Source organism: Burkholderia sp. AU15512, from assembly GCF_002223325.1.
Lineage (GTDB): Bacteria > Pseudomonadota > Gammaproteobacteria > Burkholderiales > Burkholderiaceae > Burkholderia.
In genome coordinates this window covers 2,057,815-2,073,761 of the sequence record NZ_NKEX01000006.1, presented here as the reverse complement: position 1 = coordinate 2,073,761, position 15,947 = coordinate 2,057,815, and the positions used below count along the sequence as shown (strand labels likewise).

The window sequence follows — 15,947 nt, the reverse complement described above, 5'->3', positions numbered from 1 at the left end:
CGGGAACGCGGCGACGCAGGCAGCACGCGACACACGGCAGCCGCACGTGATGCGTTGCCCGGCCGGCCTGTCGTGCGGCACGTGACGAGACAGCGTGCGGCGCTGCGCCAGTTCGGCGAATGCGCGGCACCGGCATGGTGCGGGTGATGCCGCGTGGCGTCCGTTTTCGGTGCAGGGGCACGAACGGTCTTGAACAGGGGAGCGACATGGAAGTCACCGGAGGACAGACGACGCTGACCATCAGCAGCCGCAATTACTCGTCGTGGTCGATGCGCGGCTGGCTGCTCGCGAAGCTGAGCGGCCTCGTGTTCGAGACGGTCAGCGTGCCGATCGATGCCGCGTCGCGCGCGGAGTTGCTGTTGCTGTCGCCGTCGATTCTCGTGCCGTGCCTCACCCACGACGGCAACACGGTATGGGACACGCTCGCGATCGCCGAATACCTGAACGAAATCCGGCCGCAGGCGCGGCTGCTGCCTGAAGACCGGAGAGCCCGCGCGCATTGCCGGTCGATCTGCGGCGAGATGCATTCCGGTTTCAGCGCGTTGCGCTCCGCGTTGCCGATGAACCTGCGCGCGCATTTCCCCGGCTTCCGCATCTGGTCGCGTGCGCAGCACGACATCGAGCGGATCGTGACGATCTGGCGCGAGTGCCTGGCCGCGTATGGCGGCCCCTGGCTGTTCGGTGCGGAGATCGGCATCGCCGATGCGATGTATGCGCCGGTCGTCACGCGCTTCCTGACCTACGACGTGAAGCTCGAGCCCGATATCGCCGAGTACTGCATGCAGGTGCTCGCGCATCCGTTCGTCGCGGAGTGGATCGATGCGGCGAAGGCGGAGCACGAAGACATCGACGAACTCGACATGGAGTTCTGACGCACGGGTTCGCCCCGCGCTTTCAATTGCACTACACGCGCTAGCATCGAAATGAACTTTCCGCTGTGGCTGCGCGACTCGCAAACGTTTTACCTTGATTTCGGTTCGAAACGAGGACGAATCCCCTAAAGGATGTTGAGCACGCTGACGTAAACGAGTCACGGGGATGACTCGCGATCACATGCTTTCGACGTGCGACGCGCAGTCCGAAAAAATCAGCGCAGCAGGGGAATCGACGTGAATCGTCAGCAATCGTGGACGCGTACAGCGGCGCCCGGGGAGATCATTTACTCCGAGGGCTTTGCGGGTGAGCCCGTCATCTTCTTGATCACCGACGGCAAGGTCGAGCTGTCCACGCGATGCGACGACAAGCGCGTCGTCGTCGCGACACTCGGCCGCGGCGAGTTCTTCGGTGAATCGGCGCTGCTCGCAGCCGAGCCGCGTGCGCATACCGCGAAGGCCCTTTCATTCTGTCAACTGACGGTCGTGCCGGCCGGCATGCTCGACGACGAAATCGAGCGCGTGTCGGCGCTGCTGCGTCACATCGTGCGAACGATGATCCGCCGCGTGAAGCGCAAGGACGACCAGCTCGCCACCTACACCCATGCCGACTTCATGCCGGGCGTGCTGTCGTATGCGCATGTGCTGTCGTTGATGGCGGGCGCCGAAGCGCGCGATGGTGGCGATACTTGGGCGCGCCGGCCGATGCAGGCCCATGCGGCCGAAACGTCGGTGCCGCTCGCCGACGTGATCCGCAAATGCCGCGCGATTGCCGGCCACTCGCGGCCGCACGTGCTCGCGATGCTGCGACGCATGGAGAAGCTCAATCTCGTCACGATCGAAGCGGCGCAGGCGGACCACGCGGGCGGGGCGGTCGACTATGCGGCGTCGTCGGATGCACGCCAGGTCGTCACGTTCGACGCCGCGCGCGTGATCGATCGCGCGCAGCAGGTGGCCGATCACGATCTCGACCTGTCGATCAACAGCGAACTCGAACTCATCGAGCTGGCCGACCTCGAAGCGCTGATCGGCGTCGAGAAGACGATGCTGCTCAACAAACTGTCGAACGGCGAGATTGCCGACGAGTTGTTCGCGTTCCGCAAATCGAAGGTGCTCAGTTACGTCGAACAGAAGGGCGTGACGTACTTCTCGCGACGCAACGCGCGACGTGGAGAGGTGCGTGCGCTGGAGGATCTTGTGTCGATCGACCAGCGCACGCTGTTCGACGTCATCAGCGCGTTCGATACGTACGATCTCGCGAAGCTGATCGCGAATCTCGACGATCGCGCGGTGGCCGACAAGCTGTTCTCCGTGATGACCGAGGCGCGGCGCAACGAGGTGTCGTGGGTGATGCGCCGTGAGCTCAAGCTCGATCCGGTCGAGGTCGAGGATATCGAGCAACGCGTGCTGGATGCCGTTCGCGCGGCGAAGGCGCCGGCGGCGGGCACCGTGCCTGTCGCGTCGGCATCGGATGCTTGACGAGGAGGCGCGCATGGATCTGTTGACCCTGGCCGGCGTGGTGTTGGGCGGCGCGGCGATCGTGTTCGGTTTCGCGCTGGAAGGCGGGCATTTCTCGATGCTGTTCCAGTTCGAGGCGCTTGTCATCGTGCTCGGCGGCACGCTCGGCGCGGTGATGATCCAGAACACGTGGGCGCGCTTCTTCGACGCGGTGAAGCAGTTGCGGCTCGCGTTCGTGCGGGCATGCGAAGTCGATCGCAAGAACCTGTCCGACCTGCTCGAATGGGGCGACCGCGCGAAGCTCGACGGGCTGCTCGCGTTCGAATCGATGGACGTGAGCGGCATCCATCCGTTCGCGCGCCGCGGCCTCGAACTGCTGGCGAACGGCGTGTCGACCGCCGTGCTCGAGGACGCGTTGCAGCGCGAACTCGATGCCTACGAACGCAGCCGCCTTGCTGCCGCACGCGTGTGGCAGCAGGCTGGCGGGTATGCGCCGACGTTCGGCATTCTCGGGTCGGTGCTCGGGCTCGTGCAGGTGACGAGCCATATTCTCGAACCGGCACAGCTCGGGCCGGGCATCGCGGTCGCGTTCATCGCGACGCTGTACGGACTGGCGTTCGCGAACCTCGTGTTCCTGCCGCTTTACGGCAAGCTGCGCGCGCAGATCGACAGCGAGCTGCGGTTTCGCAAGCTGTATCTCGACGGCTTGCTCGCGATATCGCGCAAGGAATCGCCGCATACGATCGAGACGCGCCTGACCGGCGACGTGCGCGGTCGCGCGGTCGAATCGCTCGCGTGATGCGCGTGTGCAGTACGACGAACCCGGAATGCCAATCGCATGACTGCTCGAACTGACGGCGCATCCGCCGCCGATCGCGACGACGACGAACTCGAAGGCGCGCAATCCGGCCGCTGGCTGATTTCGTACGCGGATCTCATCACGACGCTGATGGTGCTGTTTCTCGCGTTGTACGTGCTCCAGCTCGCGAAATACAACGCGCTCGATGCGCGTTACCAGACGCTCGCGCGGCATGCGGAAAGCGCGGCGAGTGCATCCGCTGCGGCTACCGCTGCCGTGACGCCTGAGCACTCGCCGCCGTGGCTCGCGTTGCTCGATTCGTTGAAGTCGAACGGCCGAATCTCGCTCGTGAAAGCGCCGCATGGCGTCGAGATCGGCATCGACGCGAAGATCCTGTTCAACGTAGGTGATGCGCGCCTGCTGCCCGATTCGTCGACGGTGCTGAACCAGATCGCGCAGGCACTCAGCGATCACGCGACCGGCGAGATTCTCGTCGAAGGCCACACCGATAGCGTGCCGATCGCGAACGCGAAATACGAATCGAACTGGGAGCTGTCGTCGGCGCGCGCGGGGAGTGTCGTGCGCTACCTGACCGAGCGCGGCGTCGCCCCGCACCGGCTCGCGGCGATCGGGCGGGCCGATACGCAGCCGCTCGTCGCGGGCGACGATGCCGCCGCGCGGGCGCGCAACCGGCGTGTCACGATCTTCGTTGCATACTGATTCGCGCTGAATTTTCGTTGTTCGCGCATCTATAGGCGGCCGCATATGCCCGCCTGACAACAACATAACGAATCTCGCATGATGAGCATGTGAAATCAGCGATGCGGTTCTGCGCTTGCATGCCGATAACCCAAACTGGCTCAGACCGAGCGGTTATCGAGGGTTCCCCATGCATTTCTGGCGCAAGCTTTCCATACAGAACAAGCTGATTCTCAGCATGACGAGTTGCCTGCTCGTGTTCGTCGCGATCTCGAGCGGGCTCAGCATCCGCCTGATCGGCAACGCGGTGCGCGATCGCGTCGTGCGCGAAGAGCTGCCGACGGCCGTGAACGGCATCCGCGCCGACGTGCAGCGCCAGATGGCCGGGCCGATCGCCGCGTCGCGGATTCTCGCGCGCGATGCGTTCCTGCTGCAATGGGAAGCCGACGGCGAACCGGACGCCGGCACGCGCAACTGGATCCAGCTCGCGAAGAACGTGAAGGACGAGCAGAAGGCCGCGTCGGTGCAGTGGGTGTCGGTGAAGAGCGGCAACTACTACAACGAATCCGGCCTGCAGCGGAAGGTGACCGACAAGGATCAGTGGCTGACCGGCTTCCTGTCGTCCGGGAAGGCGTTCGACGTGAACATGGACCGCGAGGTGACGGTCGGCGGTTACATGATGTTCATCAACAGCCGTGTCGAGCTTGATGGTGTGCCGATTGGTGCGGCCTGTATGAGCCTGTCCGTCGATGCGCTCGCGAAGGGTATCGCTGCTTACCGGATCGGCGAGACCGGGTTCGCGTATCTCGTGCGTCCCGATGGCGCGATCATGATGCATCGCGATACGGCGCTGATCGATGGGAAGCACTTCATGAAGGATCAGCAGGGGTTGCCGGGGGATGCGTCGGCGACGCTGCTGGCTGGTCAGCCGTATGCGTATCTGAGCTACAACGGTGATGGCGGCGCGCGTTTCATCGCGACGTCGTTCATTCCGGAGTTGAATGCGTATGTGGTCGTCGAGGTGCCGCAGGCTGAGTTGCTCGGGCCGGTGACGCGTGCGATTCGCAGCGCGGCGCTGGTTGCGGCGGTGGTGGGGCTGGGTGTCGCGCTGCTCGTGATCTGGCTGGTGGGGCGTGCGATTGCCGCGCCGATTCGTCGCGCGGCGACACTGCTGTCGGAGATCGCCAGCGGTCAGGGCGACCTGACGCGCCGGATGACGGTCGAGAGCCAGGACGAGATCGGGCAGTTGTCGGATGCGTTCAACCGGTTCGTGTCGTCGCTGTCGACGCTGGTGCACAGCATTCGCGCGGCTTCGTCGTCGATTGCGACCGGGTCGGCGCAGATTGCGACCGGGAATGCGGACCTCAGTGAACGCACCGAAGGGCAGTCGAGCAACCTGGAGCGCACGGCTTCGTCGATGGAAGAGATCACGGCCGTGGTGCGGAACAACACCGAAACGGCGACCACGGCCGCGAAGATGATCAACGGTGCCGCCGATACGGCGGCGCGTGGTGGGCAGGTGGTGGGTGAAGTCGTGACCACGATGCAGGAGATCAGCGACGCGTCGCAGCGGATCTCCGAGATCATCGTGATGATCGACAGTATTTCGTTCCAGACGAATATTCTTGCGCTGAATGCGGCGGTGGAAGCGGCGCGGGCTGGGGAGCAGGGGCGTGGGTTTGCGGTGGTGGCTTCGGAAGTGCGGAATCTGGCGCAACGCAGCGCGCAGGCGGCGAAGGAGATTAAGACGCTGATCGAGCATAGCGCGGGGACGGTGAATACCGGGTCGCGGCTGGTGAGTGAGGCGGGGAAGGTGATGCGCGATGTGGTGTCGCAGGTGCAGGGCGTGAGCGCGATGATGAGCGAGATCGCCGAGGCGAGCCTGGAGCAGAGCGCCGGGATTGATCAGATCGGGGACGCGGTGCAGTCGCTCGATCAGATGACGCAGCAGAATGCGGCGCTGGTGGAAGAAAGCGCGGCGGCTGCGGCGAGCTTGAAGCAGCAGGCGGCGGAATTGACTCGATTGGTGTCGGCTTTCAAGGTGGATGAGTAAGGGTTGATTGGTGGTTTGGAGTTGGGATGTTTATGAGGGCGGCTGCCGTGAGGTTACGGTGGCCGTTTTTGCATGTCGGTGCGGGATTCAATAACGTTTTCTCAAATAAAGATTGAAGGCTGGAGTGGGGGCGGTGGTGTTGCTCGTCGTCATTGCAGCGCTGGGGGCGAACGTTGCCGGGGCGCCGACGGATTCTCATCTGGTTTATCGGGAGAATTTTGCGGAGAAGGTGGACGCGGCCAGGATGGAAGATCGAGTGGATATGGACAAGAAATATGCTGACGAGGTGGATGCATGGCTCGTTAAGTCTGTCGGGACGGTGAAGGTGAGAGGGTTTTTCTGTAAGAACTGCGGATAATGGGCTAAAGTTTGAGGTTAATGTTGCCGTTATTTCCGATAATGGGACGTTTTATACAAGTGTGATCGCCGATGATGCGGTGGTGAAGGTGCTGCCGCTCGGGGAAAATCGGGATGGGGTGCCGGAAGCTCGAATTTTTTGGCGGCAGCAATGAAGCAGGGGAGCGATCTGTGCCCTCTGGCGGAGGGCGATGGTGTCGGGGATTACGGCTTGTGGCGTGGGACGGGTGGCTGAGGAGAGGCGGCAGGATTATTTTGCGAATTGTTTGCTCGCGCAGAGACGACATTCGCAGCTTGTGTCCGATACGCAAGTAATGCTGGATAACGTTGCTCAACAGGAAGCAACCGTTTCGCTTCAGTTTTGTCGGGATGACCGTCCGGTTGCGGCCGGTTGCGACCGGCTGACGAAAGCTTTCAGAAATATCAATAATCTTATGGCTCGACGCCGTGGGCGACGCGTTTCCACTGCATCGCCAATTTTAGAGGCAACGCACCAACCAACAAAAACCAAAAATATTAACCGATTGCCAGCTTTCACTCGATTGCCTTATGTCATCGATTTTGTGCTCCGATTACACGCAGAATTAAAGTGCGAGATGGCTGATACGAAGTGGTTCGAGCTAAAAGCGATTTTTGTTGGCCGTGGGCGCGTTAGTTGGTTATCTGCACCGGTTGTGCCAATAGCTTTTCGGAGTAAGCTTCCAAGATATCCATTCGAGTCCGTCTGTCTGGATAAAGTCCAGCGTGTCAAAATTATCCGGCGCTTTGGGGTCGTTAGATTAATTGAATCGTGAAAGGAGTATCTATGAGTAGGAGTAAAGGTCGCCACGAGTATGCGGACGTTGTACTTGTTACGGTAAACAAGCACGAATACGAAGAGCTGCTCGCCGCATTGAAGACGGTCACGGGTAAAGACGGGGAAAAAATCCAGGGCGAATCAAACGAGATTTACTCATCCTTCGGGGCCATCAACGGACAGCGGGTGTACGTCGCGAGGTCCCTGATGGGGGCGACTGGCTCCGGTGCATCCATTGACACAGTCCTCAATGTCATAAGCGACCTCGCACCGAAGGTTCTCGTTTGTGTCGGGATTGCATGGGGCGCAAAGAACGACCAAGGTCAGGAAATTGGCGATGTCTTGCTGTCTACTCGTCTGCGCGATGCGCAGCATCATAAGTCTGCCGACGGCCGCATCATTCCGAGAGGTGATTTGCAAAGTGCTGATGGTACGCTGTTGAAGACTTTCATCTCGGCGGCGAATGACAGTGGGGTCCGCGTCCACGACGGTCTGCTGGTCTCAATCGAGACGCTCTTTGACGACGAAGCGGAACGGAACCGCTTTATAGCAATGGATGACGGTCAGCCGATTGGCGGCGAAATGGAAGCTAGTGGAGTCCTGTTCTCCTTGAGGAGGGCCAAGGGTGCTCCGGTGCGTTGGATAGTCGTCAAGGGAATTTGCGACTGGGGCTTCAAGAAGAACGTGGATGCCACCCAGAAAGAGCACGACCAAGCGCTGGCCGCGCGCCATGCTGCGAAGCTTTGCGTCGAAACGCTCAGGCGCTATCGGCTTGTGAACGTGGAGCAAGAGTCAACCGAGCAGGAAACATTACCTGCCGATACTCAACCACCCTTAACTTCCTCGTCAGCCTTGGCGACAACTCACATTGCCGCACCCAGGGAACGGAGTATCGATAAGACTGTACAGCTTTATATCAGTAAGAATTCAAGCTATTCATTGGATCTTGGCTTTCCCGTGATCCATAAAAACTGGGATGAAAATATATTTTTCGAACTCTATCGATTGACCGAGGAGCTTGGAAACTCTCGATACTTCCTCTATGTGCATGAATCTGCTAGTCAGCAAAAAACATTCGACTATCTGAAGCGAGGTGGCCATCTTTCCCCTGGTACACCGATCGTAGTGTTAACCGAAAAACCAGCCGCGCTTAAGGATAGCGACCGCCGCAAGGAGAATTTGAAGCAAATCTTCTCTACGCCGAACGTATTCTTTATCGACGAATTCGGTCGTCAATATCTGTACAAAGAACATATCAGCGAGTACCGGCCATATAACTTGGCCGTTTATGTTGAAAATGTAACCGATAGTAGCGTCAACGGGGAGACTCAGTCTGCACTATCCAGCTTAAAGGCATGGTATTCGTCGATCTCTGCCCCTCTAATGGTCGTGCGGGGATACGGCGGTCTTGGTAAGACGACACTCGTCAAACGGTTTCTAGACGATGTTCATGCCGAGAACAAGGAAACTGGGATCCTATTTATCGATTCCAATGAGATAATCGGCGAGTTGGAGACGATCACGCGCGTGCGCCAGAAGATTGACGACATCTACGACTTTTATCAGGCACAGGTTGTCAACTTGACGGATGCCAAAAGCTTCAGCAAAGATCTCCTTTCGCTATCGGTGGACAACGGCAGTTTGCTCGTCGTGCTAGACGGTATCGATGAAGTCATCGCGAAGTTGGGTGCCAAGTTTGATGCTGTCAACTTCATTAGATCAATTTCAACAATCTATTCGGCAAACCTTCAGCGTGCGAAAATCATCATCACGTGCAGGGACTATTTCTGGAACTCTTTGCAGAACGCGGGTAGCGTGCAGACTATTGACTTGCAGCCCTTTACAGAGCGAATGGCGCAAGAGTTCTTCCTAAAGTCGCTGAATAATATTCCAGCAAAAGTCGAAAATGCACTGCAAATAGCGAATCGACTTGCTATGAGCCCTGGCTCGAACAAGAGCGATGTGGTCTATGTGCCCTATATTTTGGATATCATTGTTTATCTCATCGAGCATAAGGTTGAGTTCTCGGATGAGCCACTGAGGCTGCCAGATGTGGGAGGATTGCTCAATGCAGACTTTTCTAACGACTTTCTAGTGGCAAGCGTTTGTGAGCGAGAGATACGAAAGTTACACAGCCTGCCCGTAGAGAAACAATTGCAATTTTTCATTCGACTATCTGTTGCGAAGGACGGCCACGTATCGTCTTATGACGTTAAGGATTTATTGAATAGAGGCTCCAGTCAAGAAGAGTCTTTCGGCGACGATGCTATTGAGCGGTTGCAGGGACACCCACTGCTCATTACCGTGGGGAACAAAATCATGTTCCGTTACGATTTTTTCACCGACTACTTCAGGACGCTATACCTTTATAGTTATTTTTCATCGATGGATTTGAGTGCATTGAACAAGGATGTGATCGAGGTTTCTGCAAACTACCTGCGCTTCGATAGTGAGTTCATGCGTGATCTATGCCGTAGGTTGTCGTTAGATGAGGATCTACTGATATTCGGGATGACCACGGTTTCGAATATTCAAGCGAGCAGCGCTAGCCTTGACTCTAAGGGAGCATATCTCGCGAAACGAGCATGCTCATCAATTTTCTGCATGTTCCTCGCGCTCCTGAGAGATTCACCAGACCAAAAATTTGATGTCGAGGGTTGCACTAATCTCCTCAAGAATTTCTTTGAAGACGGTGGAGAGATTCGTAAGCTATCGTTGATTAATGTAAGTAGCACCACTGCTACACGACCAATCTTCGATTGGCGCAACCTCACTTTGCGTGACTGCTACTTCGAGCGGTATGAGTTTTTCTGGGATTGCCCTATCGACGACGAGACGCGCTTCTTCTCCAGCACCTTTAGGTCACTTGAGCCCAGAAAAGACGTGAGACCGCGCTTCTTCGAAAATACATTCGACGAAAGAACGTGCGACCTCGCTGGAATTTCGCACCTTTTGAGTCAAGAGAAAGAAGCAACGTCTCAGGCAGCCAGCGAGGCACGCGCGGACTTAATTCGTATCTTCCGCCTATTTTACATGCGGGGAAATTTCTATCCTCAGAAGCAAGAGTACATTCGGGCCAAAGTTTTCACCGGGGCATATCTTCCCTTGTTGCTGAAGAATCGGGTGATTGAGGAGTATTCAGATTCGGAAAAGGGAACGCTTAAGCAATATCGGATCCATCCTTCCTACCACGGTCTGATCAAGCACCTAGAGCAAGGCGGCGCGTCCATTGAACTCGATCGATTGACGAAGCTCTTTAAGAAGTGAGAATTTGAAGTCGGCTGTCGTTGGATTGCCGACAAACCAACGACAGCCGATTGTCCCGATATGCCGCCGCCTGCCGACGGGAACGGCATGGCGGCAGCACGAACGCCGTTTCACCGGCTTCGACGAACGCATCATCGCGATGTACGCCCGCGGCATGAGCGTGCGCGAGATTCAGGGATTTCTGGCCGAGCACTATGGCACCGAGGTCTCGCCCGACTTCATCAGCTCGGTCACCGACGACGTGATGGCCGAAGCGCTGAGCTGGCAGAGCCGCCCGCTCGAGACGATGTATCCGGTGGTGTTCTTCGATGCGCTGCGGGTCAAGATCCGCGACGACGGCGTGGTCAGCAACAAGGCCGTCTATCTGGCCTTGGGCATCCAGGCCGACGGCCAGCGCGACGTGCTGGGCCTCTGGATCGAGCAGACCGAGGGCGCCAAGTTCTGGCTCAAGGTGTTCAACGAACTGAAGACGCGCGGCTGTCAGGACATCCTGATCGCCGTGGTGGACGGCTTGAAGGGGCTGACCGAGGCCATCAGCGCGGCCTATCCACGGACCACCGTTCAGACCTGCATCGTGCATCTGATCCGCAACAGTCTGGAGTACGCCAGCTACAAGGACCGGAAGGTACTGGCTGCGGCGTTGCGTCCGATCTACGCGGCCGCCAGCGAAGAGGCGGCAAGACAGGCGCTGCAAGACTTCGCCGACGGACCTTGGGGCGCGAAGCACCCGACCACGTGCAATCATGGCAACGCGCGTGGGAGCACGTCGTACCGTTCTACGTGTTCCCGCCGGAAATTCGACGGGTCGTATATACGACAAACGCCATAGAAAGTCTGAACATGCAGTTGCGCAAGATCATCAAGACGCGCGGCCACTTCCCGAATGACGAGGCGGCGATCAAGCTGCTCTGGCTGGCGCTGCGCAACGTGCTGGCCAAGACTGTGCGGTCCGCCTTAGACTGGAAATCGGCGATGAACCAGTTTGCTATCCTGTTCGGAGAGCGATTTATGCAGGCGCGCGGATAACGTTCTGTTCAATCGCCTCGCCCACAAAAATGCGGACAGGTTCGATTGTCACGACCGCTGTACGCGGAGGGACCCGCGCAACCGCGAACCCTAATCCGCTCGCGCTTTCACAACCTTCCCCCGCTGCAACACATATTCAACGCGCTCCCCCTGATCAGCCACCACCCCAATATCCTCAAGCGGATTCCCATCGAGCACGACCAGATCCGCGATCGCCCCCGCCGCCACGACTCCAAGCTGCCCCTGCATATTGACGATCTCCGCCGCCACCGTCGTCGCCGACCTAAGCGCTTCCAGATTCCCCAGCACCTCCGCCCGGATCCGGAACTCTCCGCTTTGAAATGCGTGCATTTCCCCGAGCAGATCCGACCCGAACCCCATCTTCACGCCGGCGTTCGCATAGATTTCCAGCGATTCGCGTCCTTTCTGCTGAACGGAAGCCACCTTTGCCACCGAATCTGGCGGCATCCCGAACTCCGCCCCGTGTTTGGCCAGCGCGTCATAAGTGACAAGCGTGGGCACCACAAACGCGCCATGCTCATGCATCAGCTTCGCCGCAGCCTCATCCACGAGATTTCCATGCTCGATCGTCCTAACCCCACAGCGCACAGCCCGAGCAATCGCTCGCCCCGTATACGCATGCGCCATCACATAAGTATTCGCGGCCTCGGCCTCATCCACGATGGCCCGAATCTCATCCTCCGAATACTGCGTGTTCGCAATCGGGTCGGTCGGCGAAGCCACGCCACCTGACGCCATGATCTTGATCTGCGTCGCGCCTTTCTGAATTTCTTCACGCACGGCGAGCCGCACACCTTCAACCCCGTCCACCACCCGCGCAATCGCCCCCGTCCTGAAGCAGCAAGAACAAGGCTCCAGCAAATCCCCGCGCGGCCGAAAATCCCCATGCCCGCCGGTCTGCGACAACGCCTTTCCCGACGGAAAAATCCGCGGCCCCGACACCAGCCCGGTTTCGACCGCCTGCATCAAACTCCAGTCCGCACCCCCGGCATCCCGCACGCTGGTAAACCCACGCGACAACATCGCATCGAGAATCGGCAACGACCGAATCGCGGCAAGAATATTCGGCTGCGTCGCATTCACACCGAGATTCGCATTCGAAGCCAGCACATGCACATGGCAATCGATGAACCCCGGCATCACGGTCTTGCCGCGCACGTCGATCACCTGCGCATTCGGAAAATCCACCGGCCGATCGGTGACTTCGACGATCCGTTCGCCGTCGATCACGACATGATGGTGTTCGAGCAGAACGCCCCGTTCGAGATCGAGTACGTTGCCGCCTTGCAGCACGGTAATGGTCATGGATAGAGATCCTTATCGATTGACGGAAGCGCCGCGCTTCGCATCCTTCACGAAGCGCGTCCCGATGAAACTGACGGCCGCCGCGAGCGTCACGTAGAAAGCAGGCGCCATGTTGCTGCCGGTGCGGGCGATGAGCCACGTGATCAGGAACGGCGCGAAGCCGCCGAAGATCGTGACCGCGAAGTTGTAGGCGACGGACAGCCCGGTCGACAGCACCTTGGTCGGGAACAGTTCGGCGAACGCCGCGAGGATCGGCCCAGTGTAGGTCGCGATCAGCACGCCGAACACGGCCTGGAACACGATCAGCGACGTGAACCCGGGCGCATGGTTGATCCACGCGAACATCGGCCACGCGAGCACGAAGATGGCGAGCGCCGATCCGGACAGGAACACGCGCCGTCCCCACACGTCGGCGAGCCGGCCGACGATCGGCGAGCAGCACATGATCATCAGCCCGCCGACCATGCCGGCCACGAAGCCGGTCGATTGCGGCAGGTGCAGCGTGCGCACGGAATACGTCGGCATGTAGAAGAGCAGCACGTAGGTGCAGACGGTCCACAGAATGACCATTGAAAAGCTCGCGAACGTCTCGCGCGGGTAGATGGACAGCACTTCCTTCAGCGGCGAGCTTTCTTTCGCCTGCGCTTCGACGGCGCTGAATGCGGGCGTCTCGTCGATATGGCTGCGGATGTAGTAGCCGACCGGCCCGACGATGATCCCGAGCAGGAACGGCAGCCGCCAGCCCCAGCTATGCAGCGCCTGCGTGTCGAGCGACGTCGTGACGAAGGTGCCGGTCGCGGCGCCGAGCAGCACCGCGAAGCCGATGCTCGACTGGATCCAGCTCGAGTAGTACGCGCGCTTCTCCGGCGGCGCGTATTCGGTGAGGAACGCGGTGGCGCCGCCCATCTCGCCGCCGGCCGAGAAGCCTTGCAGCAGCCGCGCGACGACGATCAGCAGCGGTGCGGCGATACCGGCCTGTTCGTAGGTCGGCGCGAGTCCGATGAGCGCGGTGCCGGCGGCCATCATGAGGATGGTGAGCGACAGCGCGGCCTTGCGCCCGACCTTGTCGGCGTAGATGCCGAGCACGATGCCGCCGACGGGCCGCATGAAGAACCCGACGCCGAACGTCGCGACGGTCAGCAGCACGGACGTCAGTTCGTTGCCGGTCGGAAAGAACAGTTTCGCGATGATGACCGCGAAGAAGCTGTAGACGGTGAAATCGAACCATTCGAGACCGTTGCCGATCACGGTCGCGACGATGGCGCGGCGGCGCTGCTGCACTGCCGCATCGACGGCAGGCGCGGCGCGCGGGGAAAGCGTTCCTTGCATGGTCTCTTCCTCTATCGGAATCAAGACGGGACGGCTGCCCCGCGTGAACCCCATGCTAAGGACAGCGCGATTTTTTTCTGAAACGAAAGATTTGCATGCACGCATGCGCTGGACGCATGCGTTGCGTGTCGGATGGGTCAGGGCGCCGTCTGCCGCTCCGCCTGTTCGAACAGCCAGCGTGTGAACAGGCGCGCGGCCTGGTTCTGCGCGCGGTCGTTCGGCGAGATCACGTAGTAGCCACCGCCGTGGCTCGCGGATGCGTCGGTCACGCGCACGAGCAGCCCGGCCTCGATGCATGCGTCGATCATGTAGCGCCAGCCGAGCGACACGCCCTGGCCGAGAATCGTCATCTGCACGATCTGCGGATACGAGTTGATGGTGATGTCCTGCGGCCGTGCCTTCTGCCGGTCGATATCGTTCTGGTCGAACCATTCGGACCACGACATCCATTGACGCTGGCCATCCTCGAGACGCAGTAGCGTCTCGTTCGCAAGATCGGCCGCGTCGAGCGTGCGGCCGGCCAGATAGCCAGGCGCGCAGACAGGAAACACTTCCTCGTCGAACAGGCGGCGCGCGGTGTATTCGGCCGGCGCCTGCTGGCGCACGTAGTACACACCCACGTCGAACTCCGCCGGCGACATCGACGCGAGCCCGTCGCGCACGATCAGCCGCAGCTTGATGTCCGGATAGGCGGCGCGAAACTCGGGCAGGCGCGGCGTGAGCCACAGCAGCGCCACACCGGACGAGCACGCAATCGTCAGTTCGAGATCGCCGTAGGGCTTCATCACATCGTGCGTGGCTTCCGCGCATTGCGTGAGGAGATGGTGCACCTGCGCGGCGTATTGCTCACCGGCGATCGTCAGCCGCAGCGAACGATGTTCGCGCACGAACAGTGAGCGGCCGAGGAATTCCTCGAGCTGCTGGATCTGCCGGCTGATCGCGCTTTGGGTCAGGTGCAGTTCGGCGGCCGCGCGCGTGAAGCTCGCGTGCCGCACGGCGGCTTCGAACGCGATGAGGCACTGAAGGGGCGGCAGGGGCGTGATGCGCATGGCAGCTTGGGAGGTCGAGGAGGCTGCCGATATGATACGAGCGGATCGAAAGGAAATCACAAGGAAGCAGGGTGCCGTCAGCTGCCGTATTCATGCGAAGATTGACCGCACAACACACTCGCCCGAGAACGACGTGACCCTATTCAACCCTGAGAGAAAACCGGACACCGCCCATCCGCCGTGGATGCCCGTCGCGATGGCCGAACTCGGCATCCGCCGCCATCCGCCCGGCAGCATCAACCCGCGCATCGTCGAATACAACAACCAGACGAACCTGGTTGGCTACGACGACAAGATTTCCTGGTGCTCGTCCTTCGTGAACTGGTGCATGACGCACGCCGGCATTCGTGGCACGGGATCGGCGCTTGCGCGTTCGTGGCTCGAATGGGGGAGGCCGCTGGAACGGCCAGTCTACGGTTGCATCGCGATCCTGACGCGCGACGATCCCGCGAGCTGGAAAGGGCATGTTGGTTTCTACCTGCGTCACGACGACGAACAGGTGTATCTCTTCGGCGGCAACCAACTGGAAGAAGTCCGCGAACTCGCGTACCCGTTGAACGAAGTGATCGGCTACCGCTGGCCCGACGCCGCGTGATCACGGCATGCTGAACCGTCTGGTGCTGAACGACGATCCGGTGCCGCAGCGCCTCGCCGACTATGCACGGGCGCAGTGGGAGCGGCCGTCGGTGCAGCGCTGGGTGAAGCTGAAGCGGCCGCCGCTGTAATTTGCAATGAATGTGCTCGGCCCGATCCTCATCGTGCTCCTGCTGGCTGCCGGCGTGTTCGTTGCGATCCGGTTCTGGCACAAGCCCGTCACGCGTATCGTTACCGTCATCGCGGGACTGGGCATCGCGTGGGCGGCGGTCTATCTGATCGCGTTGTCATCGGTCAAATGCCTGGGATCGTGCGGCTGACG

13 protein-coding genes and 2 pseudogenes are annotated in these 15,947 nt (G+C 59.9%); 12 read left to right on the top strand and 3 right to left on the bottom strand.

Going from position 1 to position 15,947, the window contains the following annotated elements:
• The first annotated feature begins 206 nt into the window (after nt 1-206).
• From CFB43_RS28585 to CFB43_RS28550, 9 genes and pseudogenes are all read left to right on the top strand, one after another.
• Nucleotides 207-872 (top strand): glutathione S-transferase family protein, encoded by a 666-nt coding sequence (locus CFB43_RS28585; RefSeq protein ID WP_089497507.1) that lies wholly within the window; start codon nt 207-209, stop codon nt 870-872.
• A 237-nt stretch (nt 873-1,109) separates the two neighbouring features.
• Nucleotides 1,110-2,351: a cyclic nucleotide-binding domain-containing protein gene (locus CFB43_RS28580; protein WP_089497506.1), complete on the top strand. Its 1,242-nt coding sequence runs from the start codon at nt 1,110-1,112 to the stop codon at nt 2,349-2,351.
• A 13-nt stretch (nt 2,352-2,364) separates the two neighbouring features.
• A complete protein-coding gene (locus CFB43_RS28575) occupies nt 2,365-3,129 on the top strand; it encodes a flagellar motor protein (protein WP_089497505.1) in 765 nt (254 codons plus the stop codon).
• A gap of 39 nt (nt 3,130-3,168) precedes the next feature.
• Nucleotides 3,169-3,849, top strand: a complete 681-nt coding sequence (locus CFB43_RS28570) for an OmpA/MotB family protein (RefSeq protein ID WP_089497504.1) — start codon at nt 3,169-3,171, stop codon at nt 3,847-3,849.
• Nucleotides 3,850-4,018: 169 nt separating this feature from the next.
• Nucleotides 4,019-5,881 carry a methyl-accepting chemotaxis protein gene (locus tag CFB43_RS28565; protein WP_089497503.1) on the top strand — a complete coding sequence of 621 codons (1,863 nt, stop codon included), beginning with the start codon at nt 4,019-4,021 and terminating at the stop codon, nt 5,879-5,881.
• A 133-nt stretch (nt 5,882-6,014) separates the two neighbouring features.
• Nucleotides 6,015-6,239, top strand: a complete 225-nt coding sequence (locus tag CFB43_RS28560; protein ID WP_144023122.1) for a hypothetical protein — start codon at nt 6,015-6,017, stop codon at nt 6,237-6,239.
• A gap of 313 nt (nt 6,240-6,552) precedes the next feature.
• Entirely contained in the window at nt 6,553-7,032 is a 480-nt protein-coding gene (locus tag CFB43_RS38055; RefSeq protein ID WP_144023121.1) for a hypothetical protein, read from the top strand.
• An 11-nt stretch (nt 7,033-7,043) separates the two neighbouring features.
• Entirely contained in the window at nt 7,044-10,301 is a 3,258-nt protein-coding gene (locus CFB43_RS28555; RefSeq protein ID WP_089497501.1) for a phosphorylase family protein, read from the top strand.
• 94 nt (nt 10,302-10,395) lie between these two features.
• Nucleotides 10,396-11,327: pseudogene (locus CFB43_RS28550) on the top strand (IS256 family transposase); the annotation flags it as partial.
• A gap of 90 nt (nt 11,328-11,417) precedes the next feature.
• On the opposite strand, the gene CFB43_RS28545 reads toward CFB43_RS28550, so the two are convergent.
• The 3 genes from CFB43_RS28545 to CFB43_RS28535 all read right to left on the bottom strand — a co-directional run bounded on the left by CFB43_RS28545 (nt 11,418) and on the right by CFB43_RS28535 (nt 15,031).
• On the bottom strand, nt 11,418-12,653 hold the full coding sequence (locus CFB43_RS28545; protein ID WP_089497500.1) for a metal-dependent hydrolase family protein: 1,236 nt from the start codon (nt 12,651-12,653) through the stop codon (nt 11,418-11,420).
• 12 nt (nt 12,654-12,665) lie between these two features.
• Nucleotides 12,666-13,982: an MFS transporter gene (locus CFB43_RS28540; RefSeq protein WP_089497499.1), complete on the bottom strand. Its 1,317-nt coding sequence runs from the start codon at nt 13,980-13,982 to the stop codon at nt 12,666-12,668.
• 137 nt (nt 13,983-14,119) lie between these two features.
• Nucleotides 14,120-15,031, bottom strand: a complete 912-nt coding sequence (locus CFB43_RS28535) for a LysR substrate-binding domain-containing protein (RefSeq protein WP_089497498.1) — start codon at nt 15,029-15,031, stop codon at nt 14,120-14,122.
• Nucleotides 15,032-15,215: 184 nt separating this feature from the next.
• On the opposite strand from CFB43_RS28535, the gene CFB43_RS28530 reads away from it, so the two are divergent.
• From CFB43_RS28530 to CFB43_RS28520, 3 genes and pseudogenes are all read left to right on the top strand, one after another.
• On the top strand, nt 15,216-15,626 hold the full coding sequence (locus tag CFB43_RS28530) for a TIGR02594 family protein (RefSeq protein ID WP_089428115.1): 411 nt from the start codon (nt 15,216-15,218) through the stop codon (nt 15,624-15,626).
• 7 nt (nt 15,627-15,633) lie between these two features.
• Nucleotides 15,634-15,756: pseudogene (locus CFB43_RS28525) on the top strand (glutathione transferase); the annotation flags it as partial.
• Nucleotides 15,757-15,762: 6 nt separating this feature from the next.
• Entirely contained in the window at nt 15,763-15,945 is a 183-nt protein-coding gene (locus tag CFB43_RS28520) for a hypothetical protein (RefSeq protein ID WP_089497497.1), read from the top strand.
• The last annotated feature ends 2 nt before the right edge of the window (nt 15,946-15,947 follow it).

Bases quoted from the DNA above. Each gene is read 5' to 3' on its own strand.
- CFB43_RS28585 (WP_089497507.1), top strand. From the start codon at position 207: ATGGAAGTCACCGGAGGACAGACGACGCTGACCATCAGCAGCCGCAAT.
- CFB43_RS28575 (WP_089497505.1), top strand. From the start codon at position 2,365: ATGGATCTGTTGACCCTGGCCGGCGTGGTGTTGGGCGGCGCGGCGATC.
- CFB43_RS28570 (WP_089497504.1), top strand. From the start codon at position 3,169: ATGACTGCTCGAACTGACGGCGCATCCGCCGCCGATCGCGACGACGAC.
- CFB43_RS28565 (WP_089497503.1), top strand. From the start codon at position 4,019: ATGCATTTCTGGCGCAAGCTTTCCATACAGAACAAGCTGATTCTCAGC.
- CFB43_RS38055 (WP_144023121.1), top strand. From the start codon at position 6,553: ATGCTGGATAACGTTGCTCAACAGGAAGCAACCGTTTCGCTTCAGTTT.
- CFB43_RS28555 (WP_089497501.1), top strand. From the start codon at position 7,044: ATGAGTAGGAGTAAAGGTCGCCACGAGTATGCGGACGTTGTACTTGTT.
- CFB43_RS28545 (WP_089497500.1), bottom strand. From the start codon at position 12,653: ATGACCATTACCGTGCTGCAAGGCGGCAACGTACTCGATCTCGAACGG.
- CFB43_RS28540 (WP_089497499.1), bottom strand. From the start codon at position 13,982: ATGCAAGGAACGCTTTCCCCGCGCGCCGCGCCTGCCGTCGATGCGGCA.
- CFB43_RS28535 (WP_089497498.1), bottom strand. From the start codon at position 15,031: ATGCGCATCACGCCCCTGCCGCCCCTTCAGTGCCTCATCGCGTTCGAA.
- CFB43_RS28530 (WP_089428115.1), top strand. From the start codon at position 15,216: ATGCCCGTCGCGATGGCCGAACTCGGCATCCGCCGCCATCCGCCCGGC.
- CFB43_RS28520 (WP_089497497.1), top strand. From the start codon at position 15,763: ATGAATGTGCTCGGCCCGATCCTCATCGTGCTCCTGCTGGCTGCCGGC.